General features: G+C 40.4%; 16 protein-coding genes. 6 read left to right on the plus strand and 10 right to left on the minus strand.

Translation table 11 applies throughout. From position 1 onward, the window contains the following. The first annotated feature begins 293 nt into the window (after positions 1-293). Together F0249_RS08425 and F0249_RS08430 are read left to right on the plus strand one after the other, a co-directional pair. Positions 294-1,523, plus strand: coding sequence for a DEAD/DEAH box helicase (locus F0249_RS08425; protein ID WP_171756382.1), 1,230 nt, complete (start codon positions 294-296; stop codon positions 1,521-1,523). Positions 1,524-1,854: 331 nt separating this feature from the next. Further along, positions 1,855-2,076: a hypothetical protein gene (locus F0249_RS08430; RefSeq protein WP_017051865.1), complete on the plus strand. Its 222-nt coding sequence runs from the start codon at positions 1,855-1,857 to the stop codon at positions 2,074-2,076. A gap of 184 nt (positions 2,077-2,260) precedes the next feature. Here F0249_RS08430 and F0249_RS08435 read toward each other — a convergent pair whose 3' ends face one another. Further along, positions 2,261-3,133, minus strand: coding sequence for an NAD(P)-dependent oxidoreductase (locus F0249_RS08435; RefSeq protein WP_171756383.1), 873 nt, complete (start codon positions 3,131-3,133; stop codon positions 2,261-2,263). 412 nt (positions 3,134-3,545) lie between these two features. Here F0249_RS08435 and cqsA point away from each other — a divergent pair, with 412 nt between their 5' ends. After that, positions 3,546-4,730, plus strand: coding sequence for an alpha-hydroxyketone-type quorum-sensing autoinducer synthase (gene cqsA / locus F0249_RS08440; RefSeq protein WP_171756384.1), 1,185 nt, complete (start codon positions 3,546-3,548; stop codon positions 4,728-4,730). A gap of 46 nt (positions 4,731-4,776) precedes the next feature. Here the strand turns inward: cqsA and F0249_RS08445 are convergent, their stop codons facing one another. Together F0249_RS08445 and F0249_RS08450 are read right to left on the minus strand one after the other, a co-directional pair. Next, complete coding sequence (locus F0249_RS08445) at positions 4,777-6,846, minus strand: hybrid sensor histidine kinase/response regulator (RefSeq protein ID WP_171756385.1); 2,070 nt, start codon at positions 6,844-6,846, stop codon at positions 4,777-4,779. Between the two features lie 439 nt (positions 6,847-7,285). Beyond that, the gene (locus F0249_RS08450) at positions 7,286-7,627 is read right to left on the minus strand and encodes a YggL family protein (RefSeq protein WP_029203286.1); all 342 of its coding nucleotides are present in this window, start codon (positions 7,625-7,627) and stop codon (positions 7,286-7,288) included. Between the two features lie 499 nt (positions 7,628-8,126). Between F0249_RS08450 and emrD the strand changes: the two genes are divergently transcribed. Then, complete coding sequence (gene emrD, locus F0249_RS08455) at positions 8,127-9,332, plus strand: multidrug efflux MFS transporter EmrD (RefSeq protein ID WP_171756386.1); 1,206 nt, start codon at positions 8,127-8,129, stop codon at positions 9,330-9,332. Positions 9,333-9,479: 147 nt separating this feature from the next. On the opposite strand, the gene F0249_RS08460 is transcribed toward emrD, so the two are convergent. Next, positions 9,480-11,480 carry a methyl-accepting chemotaxis protein gene (locus F0249_RS08460; RefSeq protein ID WP_171756387.1) on the minus strand — a complete coding sequence of 667 codons (2,001 nt, stop codon included), beginning with the start codon at positions 11,478-11,480 and terminating at the stop codon, positions 9,480-9,482. 231 nt (positions 11,481-11,711) lie between these two features. Here F0249_RS08460 and F0249_RS08465 point away from each other — a divergent pair, with 231 nt between their 5' ends. Next, positions 11,712-12,179: a hypothetical protein gene (locus F0249_RS08465; RefSeq protein WP_017051872.1), complete on the plus strand. Its 468-nt coding sequence runs from the start codon at positions 11,712-11,714 to the stop codon at positions 12,177-12,179. Positions 12,180-12,191: 12 nt separating this feature from the next. Then, positions 12,192-12,581, plus strand: coding sequence for a hypothetical protein (locus tag F0249_RS08470; protein ID WP_017051873.1), 390 nt, complete (start codon positions 12,192-12,194; stop codon positions 12,579-12,581). Positions 12,582-12,735: 154 nt separating this feature from the next. Here the strand turns inward: F0249_RS08470 and F0249_RS08475 are convergent, their stop codons facing one another. The 6 genes from F0249_RS08475 to F0249_RS08500 form a co-directional block, all read right to left on the minus strand. Next, the gene (locus F0249_RS08475; RefSeq protein WP_171756388.1) at positions 12,736-13,083 is read right to left on the minus strand and encodes a helix-turn-helix transcriptional regulator; all 348 of its coding nucleotides are present in this window, start codon (positions 13,081-13,083) and stop codon (positions 12,736-12,738) included. Positions 13,084-13,215: 132 nt separating this feature from the next. Beyond that, positions 13,216-13,560 carry a YajD family HNH nuclease gene (locus F0249_RS08480; protein WP_017051875.1) on the minus strand — a complete coding sequence of 115 codons (345 nt, stop codon included), beginning with the start codon at positions 13,558-13,560 and terminating at the stop codon, positions 13,216-13,218. Positions 13,561-13,685: 125 nt separating this feature from the next. Next, positions 13,686-14,342 carry a Qnr family pentapeptide repeat protein gene (locus tag F0249_RS08485; RefSeq protein WP_171756389.1) on the minus strand — a complete coding sequence of 219 codons (657 nt, stop codon included), beginning with the start codon at positions 14,340-14,342 and terminating at the stop codon, positions 13,686-13,688. 333 nt (positions 14,343-14,675) lie between these two features. Then, positions 14,676-15,293, minus strand: a complete 618-nt coding sequence (locus tag F0249_RS08490) for a glutathione S-transferase family protein (protein WP_113797910.1) — start codon at positions 15,291-15,293, stop codon at positions 14,676-14,678. Between the two features lie 16 nt (positions 15,294-15,309). Then, positions 15,310-16,347 (minus strand): NADP-dependent oxidoreductase, encoded by a 1,038-nt coding sequence (locus tag F0249_RS08495; protein ID WP_136995714.1) that lies wholly within the window; start codon positions 16,345-16,347, stop codon positions 15,310-15,312. Between the two features lie 199 nt (positions 16,348-16,546). Beyond that, positions 16,547-17,143: a TetR/AcrR family transcriptional regulator gene (locus F0249_RS08500; protein WP_017051879.1), complete on the minus strand. Its 597-nt coding sequence runs from the start codon at positions 17,141-17,143 to the stop codon at positions 16,547-16,549. Between the last annotated feature and the right edge of the window lie 45 nt (positions 17,144-17,188).

Genomic DNA, 17,188 nt, shown 5'->3' on the forward strand with positions numbered 1-17,188 from the left:
ATTTCATTGTTGATTGTATAAAGAAATTTCTATTTTTCAATCTCTTATATCCATATAGAACAATTTTACATTCAACACTCGAACAAATTATTGAGCGTAATGATCGAACTCGTTAACCATTCCATTTCACCGCATGCTTTTTTTGAGCGGCCTATGCTTCTTCATGCTAGAATGCCGCCAATTTCGGCGATAACTGTAGACAAGCAGTGCTTATTGTTAAACGATAATTTAACAATAAGCACTCACCGCAGTTAAACGTCTATTTATTGAATCACCATTTATTGAGACTCACAATGCCATTCTCCAAACTTGGATTAAGCGATCCGATTTTAAAAGCAGTAGCTGAACTAGGCTATGAAACCCCAACGCCAATTCAAGAAAAAGCGATACCAACGGTACTAACAGGAAAAAACCTGATTGCAGCAGCCCAAACGGGTACGGGTAAGACGGCGAGCTTTGTATTGCCATTACTTGAAATGCTAAGTAACCGTGGACCTGTAAGAGCAAAACGCATTCGAGCGCTTATTCTTACCCCAACTCGCGAATTAGCGATTCAGATTAGCAAAAATATCGAAGAGTACGGTAAATACTTAGATATTAAATCGATGGCGATGTATGGCGGAGTGGACTACGCACCTCAGAAACAGTGTCTTATCGAAGGTGTCGATATTCTGGTTTCAACACCAGGCCGTTTGATCGACCTTTATGGTCAGCGCGCGGTTCATTTTGATGAAGTGGAAACTCTGGTTCTTGATGAAGCAGATCGCATGTTGGATATGGGTTTTATTGAAGATATCAATAAAATCATCGCTCGTTTACCACAAGATATCCAAAATTTACTGTTCTCAGCTACCTTATCGAATCCTGTAAGAGATCTTGCTAAATCGGCTATTAATGATGCTGAAGAGATTTCTATTGCTAAGCATAGCGCTTCAAAATCCAACATCAGTCAATGGCTAGTCGCGGTAGACAAAGATAAGAAATCAGCACTTCTCAGCCATTTAATTACCGATGGTGAATGGGACCAAGCTCTTATCTTTATCGAGACTAAGCATGGAGCAGCCAAACTTGTCAGCCAACTTGAAAAGCGTGGGATTAAAGCAGAAGCGATTCATAGTGGCCGAAGCCAACAAGTGCGAGCGCAAGTTTTAGAGCAATTCAAAGCGGGCAAAGTGAAGTTCCTTGTTGCGACCGGCGTGGCTGCTCGTGGTATCGACATTGATAACCTCAGCCGAGTGGTAAACTATGATCTTCCTTATCCGGCTGATGACTACATCCACCGTATTGGCCGAACGGGTCGTGCAAGTGCTGTAGGTGAAGCGATCTCTTTAGTTTCCAGAGATAACTTCAAGAATCTTTGTATGATTGAAAGTCGTTTAGGGCATTTAATCACTCGTAAAGAAATTGAAGGGTTTGTCCCAAGCAAAGAGCTACCAATTTCAATATTAAATTATGTTCCCAAGCATAAGCGTAATACAGAGAATAATGATTCGGCACCTAGACCAAATAAGCGTCGACGTTAAACCTAGTTGGGCAGATAATACGTCTGCCCTTCTCTTTTTTGAAGCACATGAATTACCATCAATATCCTCCTAAAACTTCTAGCAACACGCCTCTCATTCTTAATAATGCCTAGTTTTTTATAAATTATTTATTCCTTATAAAACAGTGACTTATGTTTAAGCTAAATAAACTAACATAATAAAAAATATAACTAAAAGTATAACGGATTGTTTTATCTACTTAATTTATTAAACACCTAAATACACTTTCATTTTATTTCCAACTACTAATTTGACGAAACGACTTCGCAGTTCTAAATTTAGTAAATTACCAACCAAGGAGTAGAGTAAAATGAAAAGGATGAATCCATCTTATCGATTACAAATCATCAAAGAGGTTGCACTCAGAAACCAAGCAGCTTGTCCAAACGATCCGATGGCGAAACACATTTCACACATTCTCGAGTCTCGGCCCAATTCAAACCATATGGTTGAACATCGGCAAGAGTTTAGCGGCAATCACTATGACGAACATGTTGGCGGCTGGGTAAGCAATGTATGGGGGCAAAAATAATAGTAGGGACATGACCATAGTGTAGCAACGCGCTATAAGTCACGATGTTGATGCAAACTTTTACTCACCGTATCGGAATCAAACCAATTGAATATTGGCTTAAAGCAATAAAAGAGTGCATCAACTAATCTGTCTATCTCATCAATGTTTTCGGCTCATCAATGTTTTAGGTATTTGCTACTGATCATTGTGTCAGTGATTTTATCAATACCGACGTATCCATCCGACCAAGCCCCATCTTCTGCAACGCTTCATATTGTGCATCTACCGTTTTTGTCAGTGGTAAATCTAGCTCGTGACGCTTCGCCTCATCTAAGCAAATAGAAAGATCTTTTCTCATCCAGTCTATCGCAAAACCAAAGTCAAAACTGTCTTGCGCCATTGTCACTGCACGATTTTCCATCTGCCAAGAGCCAGCCGCACCATGTTTTAATACATCTGTAACTTGTTCAATATCTAAGTTAGCTTCCTTTGCCAACAGGATCGCTTCACTTAACCCTTGCAGCACACCAGCGATACAGATTTGGTTTACCATTTTACAACGCTGCCCTTGGCCGTTTTCGCCAAGTAATACTGACTGTTTTGCGTAAGCATCCATTACTGGTGAAACAGACTCATAGATAGTTGGCTCACCACCACACATAATTGTAAGTGCGCCATTTTCTGCACCAGCCTGTCCACCAGAGACCGGAGCGTCAACAAAACGAAGCCCTTGTTCTGCACATGCTTTTGCTAGCTCAATAGCAAGATCAGCCGAAGTAGTCGTGTGATCTACGATAACTGCACCAGGTTTCAAGCCTGCAATCACGCCATGTTCACCATACATAACACTTCTTACATCATCATCGTTGCCGACACAAACAAACGCAATATCGCAACCTTCCGCTGCCAATTTCGGTGAACTCTGATAATCACCAGAATATTGCTCCACCCATGATTGTGCTTTTTCTGTTGAACGATTAAAGATGGTAACGTCATGCCCTGCGAGTTTCAAATGCCCCGCCATTGGATAGCCCATAACCCCTAAGCCAATAAAAGCGACCTTTTTGGTTCCCATGCACTTTCTCCTATCATTTTATTATTCTTACATAAGGTCTATCAGGTTAATGGCTTTGGCTGAACATATCAACGGGCTCTAAGACAAACATTACTTACATCTCTACTATGTTTAATTTATTAATGAAATTTACTAATTATATTTATCACACATAAATGAAATAACACTGGTATAAAAACATTGCTCTAAAAAAAGAAATAACATCCAAGATATTGTAAGAAACCCTGCATAAATGAATAATTTAGACCCCAAGGAGTACAAACCGAACATCAGAACTTAAATACACAATATTTAATTTTGCAATTAGTTTAATAAAATTAATTAATAAGGCGTGATATGTAACAATCATTGTTGCAATCTATATTGGTCAGCTGGCACTGCATTTAATTCAATAAAACATAGAGTATAGATTATGCAAAAGCCTAATAGTGTTAAGCCACTACCAACAAAAATAGAAAACAAATTAGACCGTTATTTGTCTGACAATATTAAACCACGGGTCAATGGAAAACATCTCGTTCTGGGTAATATACCTGATATCGACTCCATTTTTCTTCAAAGTAATGACTACTTATCTTTATCTGGTAATCAAAAGCTCAAAGATAAGCACATTACTGCAATACAAGAGCATAACGAAAGTGTTGTTATGTCTGGTGTATTTCTTCAAAATGAAAGTGATATTCCTTCATTCCAATCTAACCTTGCAAAATATGTTGGGTTCGCAGATTGTAATATCTGCCAGTCTGGCTGGGATGCCAATATCGGCCTGCTGCAAACCATCTGTGAACAGGATACAAAGGTTTATATCGACTTTTTTGCTCATATGTCACTCTGGGAAGGGGCAAGAATTGCTGGCGCTGATATCTATCCATTTATTCATAACAGTGTCCGCCACTTAAAGAAGTTGGTGAAACGCCACGGCCCAGGGATCATCCTCGTAGATTCAATTTACAGCATTCGTGGAAGCGTAACGCCACTGCAAGAAATAGTAGAGATAGCGGAAGAGTTTGAGTGCGCGATTGTGGCCGATGAATCTCATTCACTTGGTGTTATCGGCCAAAGCGGTAGAGGTTTAGTCCATTCGCTTAACCTAAGCCATAAAGTTGATTTTATCACTGTCAGTTTAGCGAAAACTTTCGCTTATCGTGCTGGTGCGGTTCTATCTCATGGCAAACTGGCACAATGTCTGCCTTTTATTTCTAACCCTGCAATTTTCAGCTCTGCGCTTTTACCTCATGAACTTGATAGGTTAGACGCTACATTGGACATCATTATCGAAAGTGATGTTCAAAGAGCTAACTTGTTTTCAATGTCGGAGAAATTAAGAAACGCTCTCAGATCATTAGGATTTAATATTGGTAGTGAAACACAAATTATTAGCTTAGAAACAGGAGATGAAGTGAATACAGAAAAAGTTCGTGATTTTTTCTATAATAATGGTGTCATAGGGTCCGTATTTTGCTCACCTGCCACATTAAAAAGTAAAAATAACTTCCGATTTTCTTTACACTCAGAACTTAATGAACACGATATAAATAAAATCATACATGTCTGTGATATGGCTATAAATAATGATGAGCTGTATTTCTTAGATTAAGCCACACCAATTAAATAGGTCTTACATTTGAATTTAAGACCTATATTTAAATCCAATCAATGAGTTTATTAATCAATATATCTTTTTTTACTGGCTTGCTCACATAGTCATTCATACCTGCATCGAGCATATTTCCAATCATTGTTGTACTCGCATCTGCACTGAAACCAATAATTGGTAAATCAGTATGGCCTAACAACCGCACTCTTTCTGTCGCTTCTATGCCATCCATCACAGGCATTTCCGCATCCATTAAGATTAATTGGATCTGGTTTTTACTCAATAGATCTAACGCTTGTTTTCCATTCTCAGCCTGAATTACACTAAAACCTTGTTGCTCAAGTATTAAGGTGGTGAGTGAACGCACAGAAGCGTTATCATCAACTAACATGATTTGAGCATCAATTTTCCTTTTCTCTTTAGCAACATCTGGTTGCCCTATCATTTTCTGTTCAAATAACAATTCAGACAAAACTTTTGTAGGATACTTTTGAAATTCAATCTGATTAACACATTCAATCCACAAGTTTTTATCACATTGCAGCCGCTTTGATACTCCAGGTGAAGCAAACATGGCCAGTTTAGCTTCTGTAAAGTGTAAGCGCGATTCAAGCGTAGACCAAGCGACAGATGAGTGCTCCACCATTCGCCCATCGATTAAGATCAAGTCATACTCAAACTGATACTCCTCTTTAACCAAAGCCTGTTCTGCATTCAACATTTCTAAACTGAAACCATAATATAATGAACAATCATTAAGAACACTCATGACTTCACGTGACGGATGGAGTTCAACTCCCGTGATAAATAGAATTTTCTTCGTTGCCAGAACTTGGTTCCTAAAGCTAATACTTTGGCTAGACGAATAAGACGGAATCGTTAATCTAAATTCAGTCCAATGGCCAAGCTTTGATTTGCATTTGATGCTGCCAGAGAAGGCTTTCAGTACTTTTTTACAAAATGGCAAACCCAGCCCGTAATTCCCTTTCTTACCCGAGGTGTAAAAGTCATCAAAAATGAGCTTCAACTGCTCATCAGAAATCCCAATCCCATTATCTCGAACTTTAATGATTGTCGTGTTATTTGACTGTATGATCTTAATTACAATGGCTGCATCCGTTTGGCGACGATGTGAAAAAGCATTTTTTAGCAGATTGTAAATGACATACTTAAACAGCACATCACTACCAAAGAAATCACAGTGTTTATCCCCTTCAATCTGTACAGATTCTCTATCCGGCTTCGCTTTATAGCTAAACTGACTAACCGCTTCTTCAGCAACGTCATACACATTGTATTTCTGGAAGGTATTAGTAGAGATTTGATTCTCATCAATTGAAGTCAGGAGCAAATCGATTGTTTCATTCCCCGCGACGACGATCTGCTGAGCATCATCTAGCATTTCATTCAGATGGCGTAACTGCTGAGGAGATATAGTGCGATCATCTTTTGAGCCTAAAGGTGATGCTGGCAAATGCCCACGAATTAACTCTATAGATGAAAGCATCGCACTGATTGGGTTGCGCATTTCATGTGCAATACCAGCGCCAAACGATTTTGCGAGCGACACTTTGCTTTCATGTTCATTCTGGTTTCGGAAGTAACACAAATTACCAAATACATAGGTAAACAATATGATAGGGGTATATGCCCAGTTCACCCATACTTCTAATGTGTATCCACTATTGAACCACGCTAGCGCATAGGCGAAGGCAACACTAAGAATCGATTGTCCGATGATGACTTTAGTATCAAACACAAGAAGAATGTGTAAGAAGCTCGCCGCCATGAAAGACATCGCCCAGATCGTTGACCAGCCATTCATTAATAGCATATAGAAAAAGAAAAATGGTAAACCAAACCCCACGGAGAATAAGAAAAAGTAGGGTAATAAATGGCGAAACCTTTGCGGAAATGCGTGGCGAACTAATAGAATAGAATAAAAAACACTACACATAAACCGCATAGGCAAACTTTCATAATCTTGAGGGAAAAGAAATTTCCATACAAAATAGTATGCTGGATATCCAATTGCGCCCATCCAACCAACGATCATCAAATTTGGTTCTGCGTACTGATATATTTTTTCTGCTCGATCCCTAAAGTTTTGCTTCACATGACGTCCGTTATCAACAAAATACCATTCAAAGGTTACGCAATAAAATATCATATTTATTATAGTTAATAATATCTCTGCTGTATCAGATTCTGAAACTTATGTGATATGAATTTTAGTTTAACCATTATCCTTATGGGAATAGTGGGCATAGATTATAAGGCTAAATATTTCCATATGGATCGCATAGATTCGAATTATTGATAATATTAAAAATACAAACCTAGGAAAGCATTAAACTTAGCAGTCCGCCTTAAGCGAATAACACGTATTGATCACATGTTCTTAAATGTATTAAGCAAAAACGAACGTATAACGAATGAATGTTGTTAGTGCATTTACTCATCAAGCACATTTAGGTATAAAAAAGCCGCTCAATTTAAGCGGCTTTCATCGTTTTCTTTATTAAAGTGACCGTTCTGGTTATCAACAGATCAAACTAGAAGAAGTAGTTTGCATCCACTAGTGGGCCTGCAACCGCTTCTTTCACTTCTTCACGAGCTTCTAGCCATGCGATAACTTGCGCTTGCTCTTCTTCAGTTACTGATTTGTAACGCTCAGTTGAGCATAGGAAGCCTTCGAACAACTCCAAACCGCCGCCACCAAAGCAAAGGTTGATGCCATCAATGTAATCAATGAACTCATCTACAAATTTGTCATAGCTATCAAAATCAGTAATTGATGTCTTACAGCTGACGTCAAAACCAAGAATAGCAAATTCACCTAGGTAAAGTTTCTTTCTAATACGTCTGTTTTTGTTATCCAGCTTATCTAATTTCATCATTTCATCTTCACTATTAGTTGTTGTCTTTTCCCTTTATACACGGTTATGAAATCCATGAAAAGTAGAAGCTGAATGCATGCCCTTTTACGGTTAATTTAACGGCAGTTTCTCTATATTAGTCGTTATATGTCACAAGGAACATTAGCAACATAATCAATAGATCAATGACCTAAGTTTTATCTCTCATACTTATACCTCTTTCACTTCAAAACGCATAAATATCCGCCCTACTCCTCATTAAATCCACATCGTTAACCACATACAACATTCAACCGTTAGAGCCCAACAATTACGAAACCTTAATGATTAATTTTTCTAATCCGAAGCATAGAATTATATAGTGCGCCATGTCACATTTTTTGATTGCCTATATCTCTAACTAGCCTTAATATCTCGCGCCTTCGCAGAGCAACCAATTCATGAAGTGTTAGATTATTTAAGTCAAACTCATTCATTTGCTCTACTTTCTTTTCATTATTTTGTTGGAGATTAACTTATGTCTGCGTCTTTCCCTTTAGTGCGACTTACATTTCTTATCGCGATTCTTACGGCAGTAGGACAAATGACGCAAACCATGTATGTACCGTCGATTGGTCACATGGCAAAAGATTTCTTAGTTACTCCGGCATCATTGCAAGCGGTAATGGCTTGCTACCTGATCCCTTATGGATTATCGCAGTTCATTTACGGCCCTCTTTCTGATCGTCTAGGGCGTAAACCGATTATCGTTTCAGGTTTAGCGATCTACATTATTGGCACGCTTATTACATTGTTTGCTCAAGACTACTCGCTATTTTTATTTGGTAGCTTTGTTCAAGGAGCAGGCATTGGCAGTGGCGGCGCAATGTCTCGCGTACTGACTCGTGATTGCTTTGAAGGTAAAGAACTACATAAAGCTAACAGCCTGATCAGCATGTGTGTGATGTTTTCTCCTCTGATGGCACCATTGCTTGGAGGCTTCTTAACTGAAATGTTTGGATGGAGAACGAGCTACTTATTCTTGGCTTTATTTGGCTTCGCAGTAGTGATCACCATGATGACGAGTATGAAAGAGACACTGCCAAAAACAAAACGCCACGCTGAGCCAGTAACAGAAAGCTATAAATTTGTGTTATCAGATCGTCGTTTCCAAGGTTTTCTACTGTGCCTAGTGGCTACATTTGCAGGTGTCGCTGTATTTGAAGCGGCAGCAGGTGTGTTATTAGCAGGTACTTTGGGCTTACCAGCAACGATTGTGAGTTTATTGTTCATCATGCCAATTCCGGGTTACCTTGCGGGTGCTGGTTTATCGAGCATGCTAACAATGAAGTGGTCGGAAAAAACAGCGTTAGTTGTCGGACTGTATGCCATTGTTATTGGCGCATTGATTGTTCTTATTCCTGGCCTATTTGGGTATACCAACGCGGTATCTCTTGTGGGTGGTGCGACGGTTTACTTTCTTGGTGCTGGCATTCTATTTCCAGCTGCGACGACAGGGGCGGTTTCTCCTTTCCCTCGTCACGCAGGCACAGCAGGTGCAACATTAGGTGGAATGCAGAATCTAGGCGCAGGTCTTGCAACAATGGTGGCTTCTATGTTGCCAACCACAGATCAACTTCCAGTAGGCGGAATAATGTTAGCGATGTCGCTGCTTGTTGTTGTTGGACTTAAACGTGTTTACCGCAACTCGCCACCAGCAGACAACCTTCCAATGGCGGTATAGTTTTAAACAGCCTTTGTCATAGAGCAAAGGCTATTAGTGAATAGTTAGCAGTAAAAAGCCTTCTTAAGCTCTTTCTTGTAAGCACGACTTAAGAGTGGGAAGGCTTTTTATATCCTCTACCAATATGTTAGTTCAGCTTGCAATAAGTTAGTTCAGCTTGAATTTCGCCATCTCACTATTCAGTTCGATCACTCTCTCTTTCACCCTCTCACTTGTCGCATTTGAATCCAAGCTGATTTGTGAAACACCATCTACCGATTCTGTTACCCCTTGCACTAAATTAGTGATCGCTTGAGTAACGCTAGACTGCTGTTCTGCGGCAGCCGCCAGATCCATCATCTGAGCATTTAAATCTTCAATCTGATTCGTGGTGCTTTCTAAGCGTGAAACCGCATCCGATGTATGCTCTGCTCCTTCTCTTGCCAACCCTTGACTCTGTTCAATTTCTCGAACAACTGAGGTTGTCGACGATTGAATTGCATGCACTATGCTATTAATTTCGGTTGTCGATTCTGTGGTGCGAGTTGCAAGTAAACGAACTTCATCGGCCACCACCGCGAAACCTCGACCTTGCTCTCCCGCTCGCGCCGCCTCTATCGCTGCATTTAGCGCCAATAAATTGGTCTGTTCCGCAAGCCCTTCAATCACTTCGGTCACTCGACCAATAGCTTCACTCTCTTTACTTAGTTCATGCACCAAGCCACTCGCGTTATCTATAGTATGATGCAACTGATTCATAGTATTTCGGTTCTGCTCAAGAGCGGAAGCGCCTTGTGACAACTCTTGTTTAGATGCGGTTAAAGAACTCACTGACTGCTGGGCAAGATGTGCGGTATTGTTTGCTGAAACAGACACTTCTTGAATTTCATGCCCCATCTGATCGATATTGGCTTTCTGCTGAGCCACTTGATGTAATGTTTTCTCATTGCAGTCCGAAAGATCAGCCATACTGCCTTCTACTTGCTCAGCTTTTTCCGTGACACCTTGGACGATATCCCTCAATGAATCATTCATTTGGTTAATGGAGACCGTTAAGCTTGCCAACTCATCTTGACCTAAAACCACCAATGCTGGTTGCGAAACGTCGCCTTCAGCAATTAATTGAGCGCGATGTGACACTTCTGCCACGCGTAATCCAATGCTTTTCCCTAAATAACGAGCAATGACGACAGCAACAATCGAAACAAATATCGCCGCAGCAATCAGTAATGTAATCACCTGCTGAACATTATTTTGAATGCCTCGACCACTGTGATCAGCTTGTTGCTGTTGAGCTCGAACCACTTGCTCTAAACTTTGATTCAGTTGGGATGCGTAAGGAATAACTTTATTCGCCATTAACGCATTGGCTTTATTCCAATCAGAGCCTTTACGCAGCGTAATGACTTGATCCGCCAGTGGGAAATACAACTGCTGCATTTCGTTAAACAGCGACCACAAGCTCAGATCACTATCGGATAATAAGAACGCTTTGGATTCAATTTCGGCAACGGATTTGTTATGCGCTTTAATGAAATCGAAGTACTTGTCTAAATAGTCTTGATGGCCGTACAAAAGAAAATCTCTCATCGACGCCAAAGCATTCGCCAGCGATGTATAACTATCAGCATACAGTTTGAATAATCGCTTACGGTCGCCACCCTCTTTATTCGACGATTCGTCATTAATTAAACCTTGCAGTTGATCAAGCGCCACTTCCGCTATCGGTGCCGCTTCATAGATAAACAGGCTGTGGGCAGGGAGGTTCTCTTCACTATGACTGAGTTCGGTGATGTCGGTCATCGCCAGTTTTAGATCTTGCCACTGTTGTAAAATCTTTGAGTATTGATCGGAAGCGAGCAGTAACTCTAGCGTAGGAAGCGCTTCGTCCGTTTGAAGTATGATGTTATCAAGCTGATTTAATTGATCTAATCCCGTCGCTTCATCGCTGCCTAATAGCATGTAAGCACGTACCGTTGATAAAGAGGCTTGTATCGATTGACCAATGGCGCGGCTGGTATCGACTGTCGGCAAATCAGATAGTAACAACGACTGTGTATTCTTTTCGACTACAGATACACTTCGATATGTAAAACTAGCGGATGCGATAAAAAGTACGACAAGTAGCAAAAAACTGAGTTGCAACTTACTGGATATCGAAAGCTTCATCCTTGAGCTCCTATTTTCAAATTTGAGACAATATAACATTAAACAACAATTTTTTAACTATCGATTGACAAGTTTAATTATCTTGCTATTGATTTCTTCAAGACTGCTAGGTTAGCTCACACATTTTTTGTTTTAATGAGCCCTTTTTGCTGCAATTTTAAAACTAACGTGGAAAAACACGCCATAAAGCATAAAATACCCGCCCTCCTTTATTTAAAATTTGAGATAAAAATGGTCCGAGATTACGCGCTTCAATGTTTAATGACGATGCCACGCCACGAGTTAGAAGAATTTGGCGTGCGTATGATTAGTCGAATGGTTCCAGAAGACGTCATGACAGAGTTGTTCACATTTGAGCAAGAAGAAGTGAGCAGTGAAGAGCGAATGATGTCTGCTCAACTTGATGCAAGGCTAAGAATGACGGCAATTGCACTCAGTGAAATCCAACAGGCATTCGATGATTCGGACAATGCGAAGCAAAATAGCCAACGTATGACTCGCTTAGTGCTGTGGCATTTTTATGCCATCTCTTTTCACTTGGAAGAAGCGATATCGCTTGAGACACACTGTTCTAAAGTCGAAAGTATTCTAAAAACAGCACCAAGTGATGCTTTGGGCTGGGTTAAAGAGTTAACTGAACTGTTGCATTACTACGCAGAGCTTAATGAACCCCGTCCTTGCGATGACACCGATATTTAAGGTAAAGACCATATGTCAGATTACAAATTAGAAATTTATCGTAAACCGTTAGAAGCAATTGTTGCGGGAAGCAAAAAAGTCGAAATTCGTACGAATAACAGCTATGAATCGATTCAATACGATAAGTTAAAGGCGGGCGACCGTATTCAATTTCAAATTATTTCTGGCCCTCCATTTATAGGACTAGACGTTATTGAGCCGGATGCTCTTTCTGTCACAGTGAAAGCCGTTCGCTGTTACCCTGATGCAGGCGCATTGTTAGATGGTGAAGGCATGGAAGTGCTATCCACTCTATGTGATACCAAGGAAGAAGGTATCGTGTTACTCAATAGTTTCCATGAATACAAAGAGATGATCCCTATCCACGGTATTTTTGCTATTGAGATTGAGCCAAGCTGCTAAATCGCTAAACTACTAAACTGCTAAGCCAGTTCGAGTGAGTTCAGATAGCCTTACCAACGATGCCAATGTTAATTCCTCTCAAATTGACATTGGCGATCAATCAAGTCCAGCCAACCCACCAAGCCTTTAGTTTAAAAACAACGGCTTAATGCGTCTACTCAACTAAGTGGCTATATTCCACTATCACCTGACTGCCTTCAACATAAACATTTTGAATAGTGCCATCTACCGATATCGTATTACGCAAGTAAACAATTTGTTTTTCACCTAACCCACCTTTTATCAAGCTAGGTAAAATCTGTGTTGGCTCCACCCGCATTAAACGGCAAAATTGAGTCACGAAACCCATAGTTAACTGAGATCCACCACGAATTAACTGTGAAAACTCAATTTGAGAGAGTCCTAATTTTTTTGCCATCGCCATCTGCGTGATATGCATTTTAGCTTTTTGAGACATCCAAGTGTCATACAGTGCGACTCGATCTTCTTCTATGAATTCCATAATGATTTCCTACATGCGAGATGCAGAAATTCTCCCCAAGTGAGAGGTGTGTTATGTCAGATATAGGTAATTTTAATGTCGGTGTCTGTTAAATGATAAACGGGATCTATGGATCCCGTTTATTTAATCGCTTTATTTTTTCATCATCTTTGCTAAGTCAGCAAATGGATTGTGCGTTGCATTCTGATGATCATCCAATTTCGCCGTTGCTTCCGCTCCATAACGATCATGGTCGGTATATTTACTGTGCTCATGATCATGACAATACAGACACAAGAGCTCCCAGTTGCTGCCATCTTCTGGGTTGTTAGTATGATCGTGATCCTTATGATGCACAGTCAACTCTCGAAGATTTGAATAGACAAATTCACGCGCGCAATTACCACAAACCCAAGGATACAATTTTAGTGCTTTATCTCGATATGCACTCTCTTTACGTGCATAGGCCGCACTTGAGCCATTATGATCTGACGACATCTGATACCTTAATAATTAAGTTTTTAAGCTCACATCCATAATATTACCATAAGCTTAATCCGCGTTCAGAGCCTCTCAGATCACAAAAGGGCATCATCTCGACATTTATTCTATATTTCATCTTTCTAGCTGGGTAAAACGACAACACCAAGAGGCTCTAGCAACTGTTCTTGTTGCCAATCGCAGATTTTAACACCACTTAAATCGACCCTTCTTATGTTCAACCCATAGAGTTCTGTGTGGGTCAAATCGCAATTTTGCATTGAAAATTGCCCCCAGCACTCTTCGGAAAACTCACTTCGGCTTAAATCTGATCCTTTAAAAGAGGCCCCTTGTAGATTTGCCCCTGTCCAACGATTCTCAAATAGGTCACATTTTTCAAGACACTGCTGTTCAAAATTAACATACGATAAATTACAACCCGTAATATAAGCAGAACAAAAATAGACTTGATGGCTCACTCGATTCGCAAAACTGGCTTTTAAGAAGTTTGCCCCTTTCAGATCGCACCCTCTTAGTTCAATTCCGAAGCAGTTTGCCCCAACAAAGTAGCCCATCGCTAACTGACACTGTTTAAAACTGGCATCACGCAGATCGGCATAATCAAAACGACAACCATCCACGGCACCTTGCTCGATAAACCTGCAATCAATAAATTGTGCGTCTCTTAAATCTGAACGGGAAAAATTACAGTCATAAAAATTACACGCTTCAAATTGAGCATCTCGTAAATCCTGATGTGAAAAGTCGTGTTTAACAAATGTTTTATTGGTTTCTAGCATTTCAGGTTCCCTTTAACGAATGCACAAAGACTACCATCCGGAAGCAGCAAAAAACCACCAATTAAATCAGTGTAGAAACAACAAGTTAAAAAGCTCTAAATCTGGATTTTAAGGGGCCAAAACAGCGTTTTAAACCATGTATTTACAAGTAAGCGCACCCTCAACTCCAAAATTATTTTTTGTTTAGCTCTAAAAGCTTAATTTTTAGCGACATTTGAGTTCTATTTACGCTCAACCTTTCTCATGACAGGCTAAAATTTAACCGCAGATATAAAAAGAGCACTTCTCACCAAAGGGTAAGAAATGCTCTCAATTTATTATTTTAGATGAATGTTATGAGTACTTAATCTCAATTTCATCGGCTTTATTATAGGCAGGATGACTGGCAAGAAGATCTGCATACTTAGCAATGTTTGGATAAAGACCTAATGCATTGCGCCCTTGAAGCGCTTCCACAATAAATGACATCATCATATCCGCGCCTGTCAGTGAATCACCGACTAAGTATGTTTTACCCTCAAGACGTTGCTCGAAATAACCGATCACTTTCGCAATCTCTACATCAGCGTAACCAGCAAGGAAGTTTGTTTCACAACCATCTTTCTCTACAAACAACTTAAGTAGCAGAGGAAGTATCGCTGAACTTTCTGCAAAATGGAGCCACTGTGAGTAATCGATATACGCTTGAGTACCACGTTGTGGAGCAAATTTACCTTCGCCATAAGTCTCGATGAGATATTCAGTGATTGCACCTGACTCAGTGATCACCATACCGTTATCTTCAATGACAGGTGATTTTCCTAGTGGATGAACAACCTTCAACTCAGGTGGCGCAAGAAAAGTGACAGCATCACGTTGATAAGGAACAACTTGATAGTCAACACCTAGCTCTTCTAATAGCCAAAGGATACGTTTCGAGCGTGACTTGTTCAGGTGGTGTAATTTAATCATCTATCAATCCTTTTTATTAAAATGCTTCGTTTGTTTTTACAACAAGTTTGCCAAAGTTCTTACCTTCAAGTAGGCCCATAAAAGCTTCTGGCGCGTTTTCTAAACCTTCAACTAAATGTTCACGGTACTGGATTTTTCCATCCATCAACCATTTCATCATATCCTGTGCGAATTCATCATAGCGATGTGCGTAATCATCAAAAATAATGAAACCTTGCATTCTGATACGCTTAACCAACAATGTTCCCATAAGCATAGACATACGATCTGGCCCCTCAGGCAATGAGGTTGCGTTGTATTGTGAAATCAGGCCACAAACCGGAACTCGCGCGCCAGTGTTAAGCAATGGAAGAACCGCATCGAAAACTTTACCACCCACATTTTCAAAGTAGACATCAATGCCTTTATCACAAGCGGCAGCCAATTGCTCTGCAAAGTCGTCCGCTTTATGGTCGATACATTCATCAAAACCTAGCACTTCTTTTGCGTAGCTGCATTTCTCTTCACCACCTGCAACACCAACAACTTTACACCCTTTTAGCTTACCAATTTGACCAACCGTTGCTCCCACCGCACCAGTCGCAGCGGCAACCACAAGAGTGTCACCCTGTTTTGGTTGACCAATATCCAACAGCCCCATGTAAGCCGTGAATCCCGGCATCCCCATAATACCCAATGCATAAGACGGATTGGTCGGATTCAGACCTAACTTAATCAGACCTTCACCATTTGATACGCCATAATCTTGCCAGCCAGTGTATGCCAAAACCCACTCGCCCACTTGAAAATTAGCGTTGTTTGACTCTTCTACCTGACAAACCGTCGCGCCAACCATGACGTCATCCAATTCAACAGGATCAGCATAAGATTTTGCTGCACTCATTCTTCCACGCATGTATGGGTCGAGTGACAAGTAAACACTTCGCAGCAGCATTTCACCCTCTTGTGGGATTGGTTTAACCACAGTTTCAAGGCGGAAATCGTTTTGTGTTGGAGCGCCTACAGGTCGAGAAGCTAAAACAATACGTGTGTTGTCTTTATTTGGCGTAGTCATAAGGGTAACGTCCTATTTTTATTTTTTGTTAGGTTCTTTGCCAAATTTGGCTTCCTGAACCTAAGTCCACTTAGAATTGATATCGACCGCTCAATTAGACCAGTCGTCTAGTTGTTATTCAAAAAAATCCCCGTCATCAAATCGACGGGGGTTCTATCATGTTACGCAGTTTGTATGTCTATTTCGGTTCAAACTATATCTACAGCTTTATTTTTCCAGTGAGCACATTTTGCGTCATCGTCATCACTTGCTCAAATCCTGTCAGGGAATGAGAGAGTTTGCTCATCAGGCTAGTTCCGATCCACAAATTATACAGTAACTCTGCACTCTTCTGGCTATCCTCAACGTTCATTGAGCCATCGGCATTACCTTGTTCAATGCAGTCTGCGATACGCTGAATGATACGATTAGCACCCGTCAACAATGCCACGCGCATGGAATCAGAAAGATCGGAGACTTCTGCACTTAGCTTAACAACTAAGCATTTCTGAGCACCACACTTCCCTTCACTGATATCAATCCAGCGTTGCCAGTAACTGATCAACCGATCATACGCTTGCCCTTCATTGCTTTCAAAAAGCTCATCAAGTCGTGCTGCATAGAGTGAAAAATAGTCGGCGATCAACGCTTCACCAAATTGTTCTTTTGATTTGAAATAATGGTAAAACGAACCTTTTGGTACCTCAGCATGTTTCAAAAGCTGAGACAGCCCCACATTTGAAAAACCTTTCGCTACGATTAACTCGTAACCGGTATCAATAATGTGCTGACGTGTATCTTTAGTTTGTATGTTCATGGGGTTATCTTATTTCAAAATAGACCAGTCGTCTAGTGGTTTGTT

The sequence above is a fragment of the Vibrio sp. 03-59-1 genome (assembly GCF_013114135.1).
GTDB classification, from domain to species: Bacteria; Pseudomonadota; Gammaproteobacteria; order Enterobacterales; family Vibrionaceae; genus Vibrio; species Vibrio cortegadensis.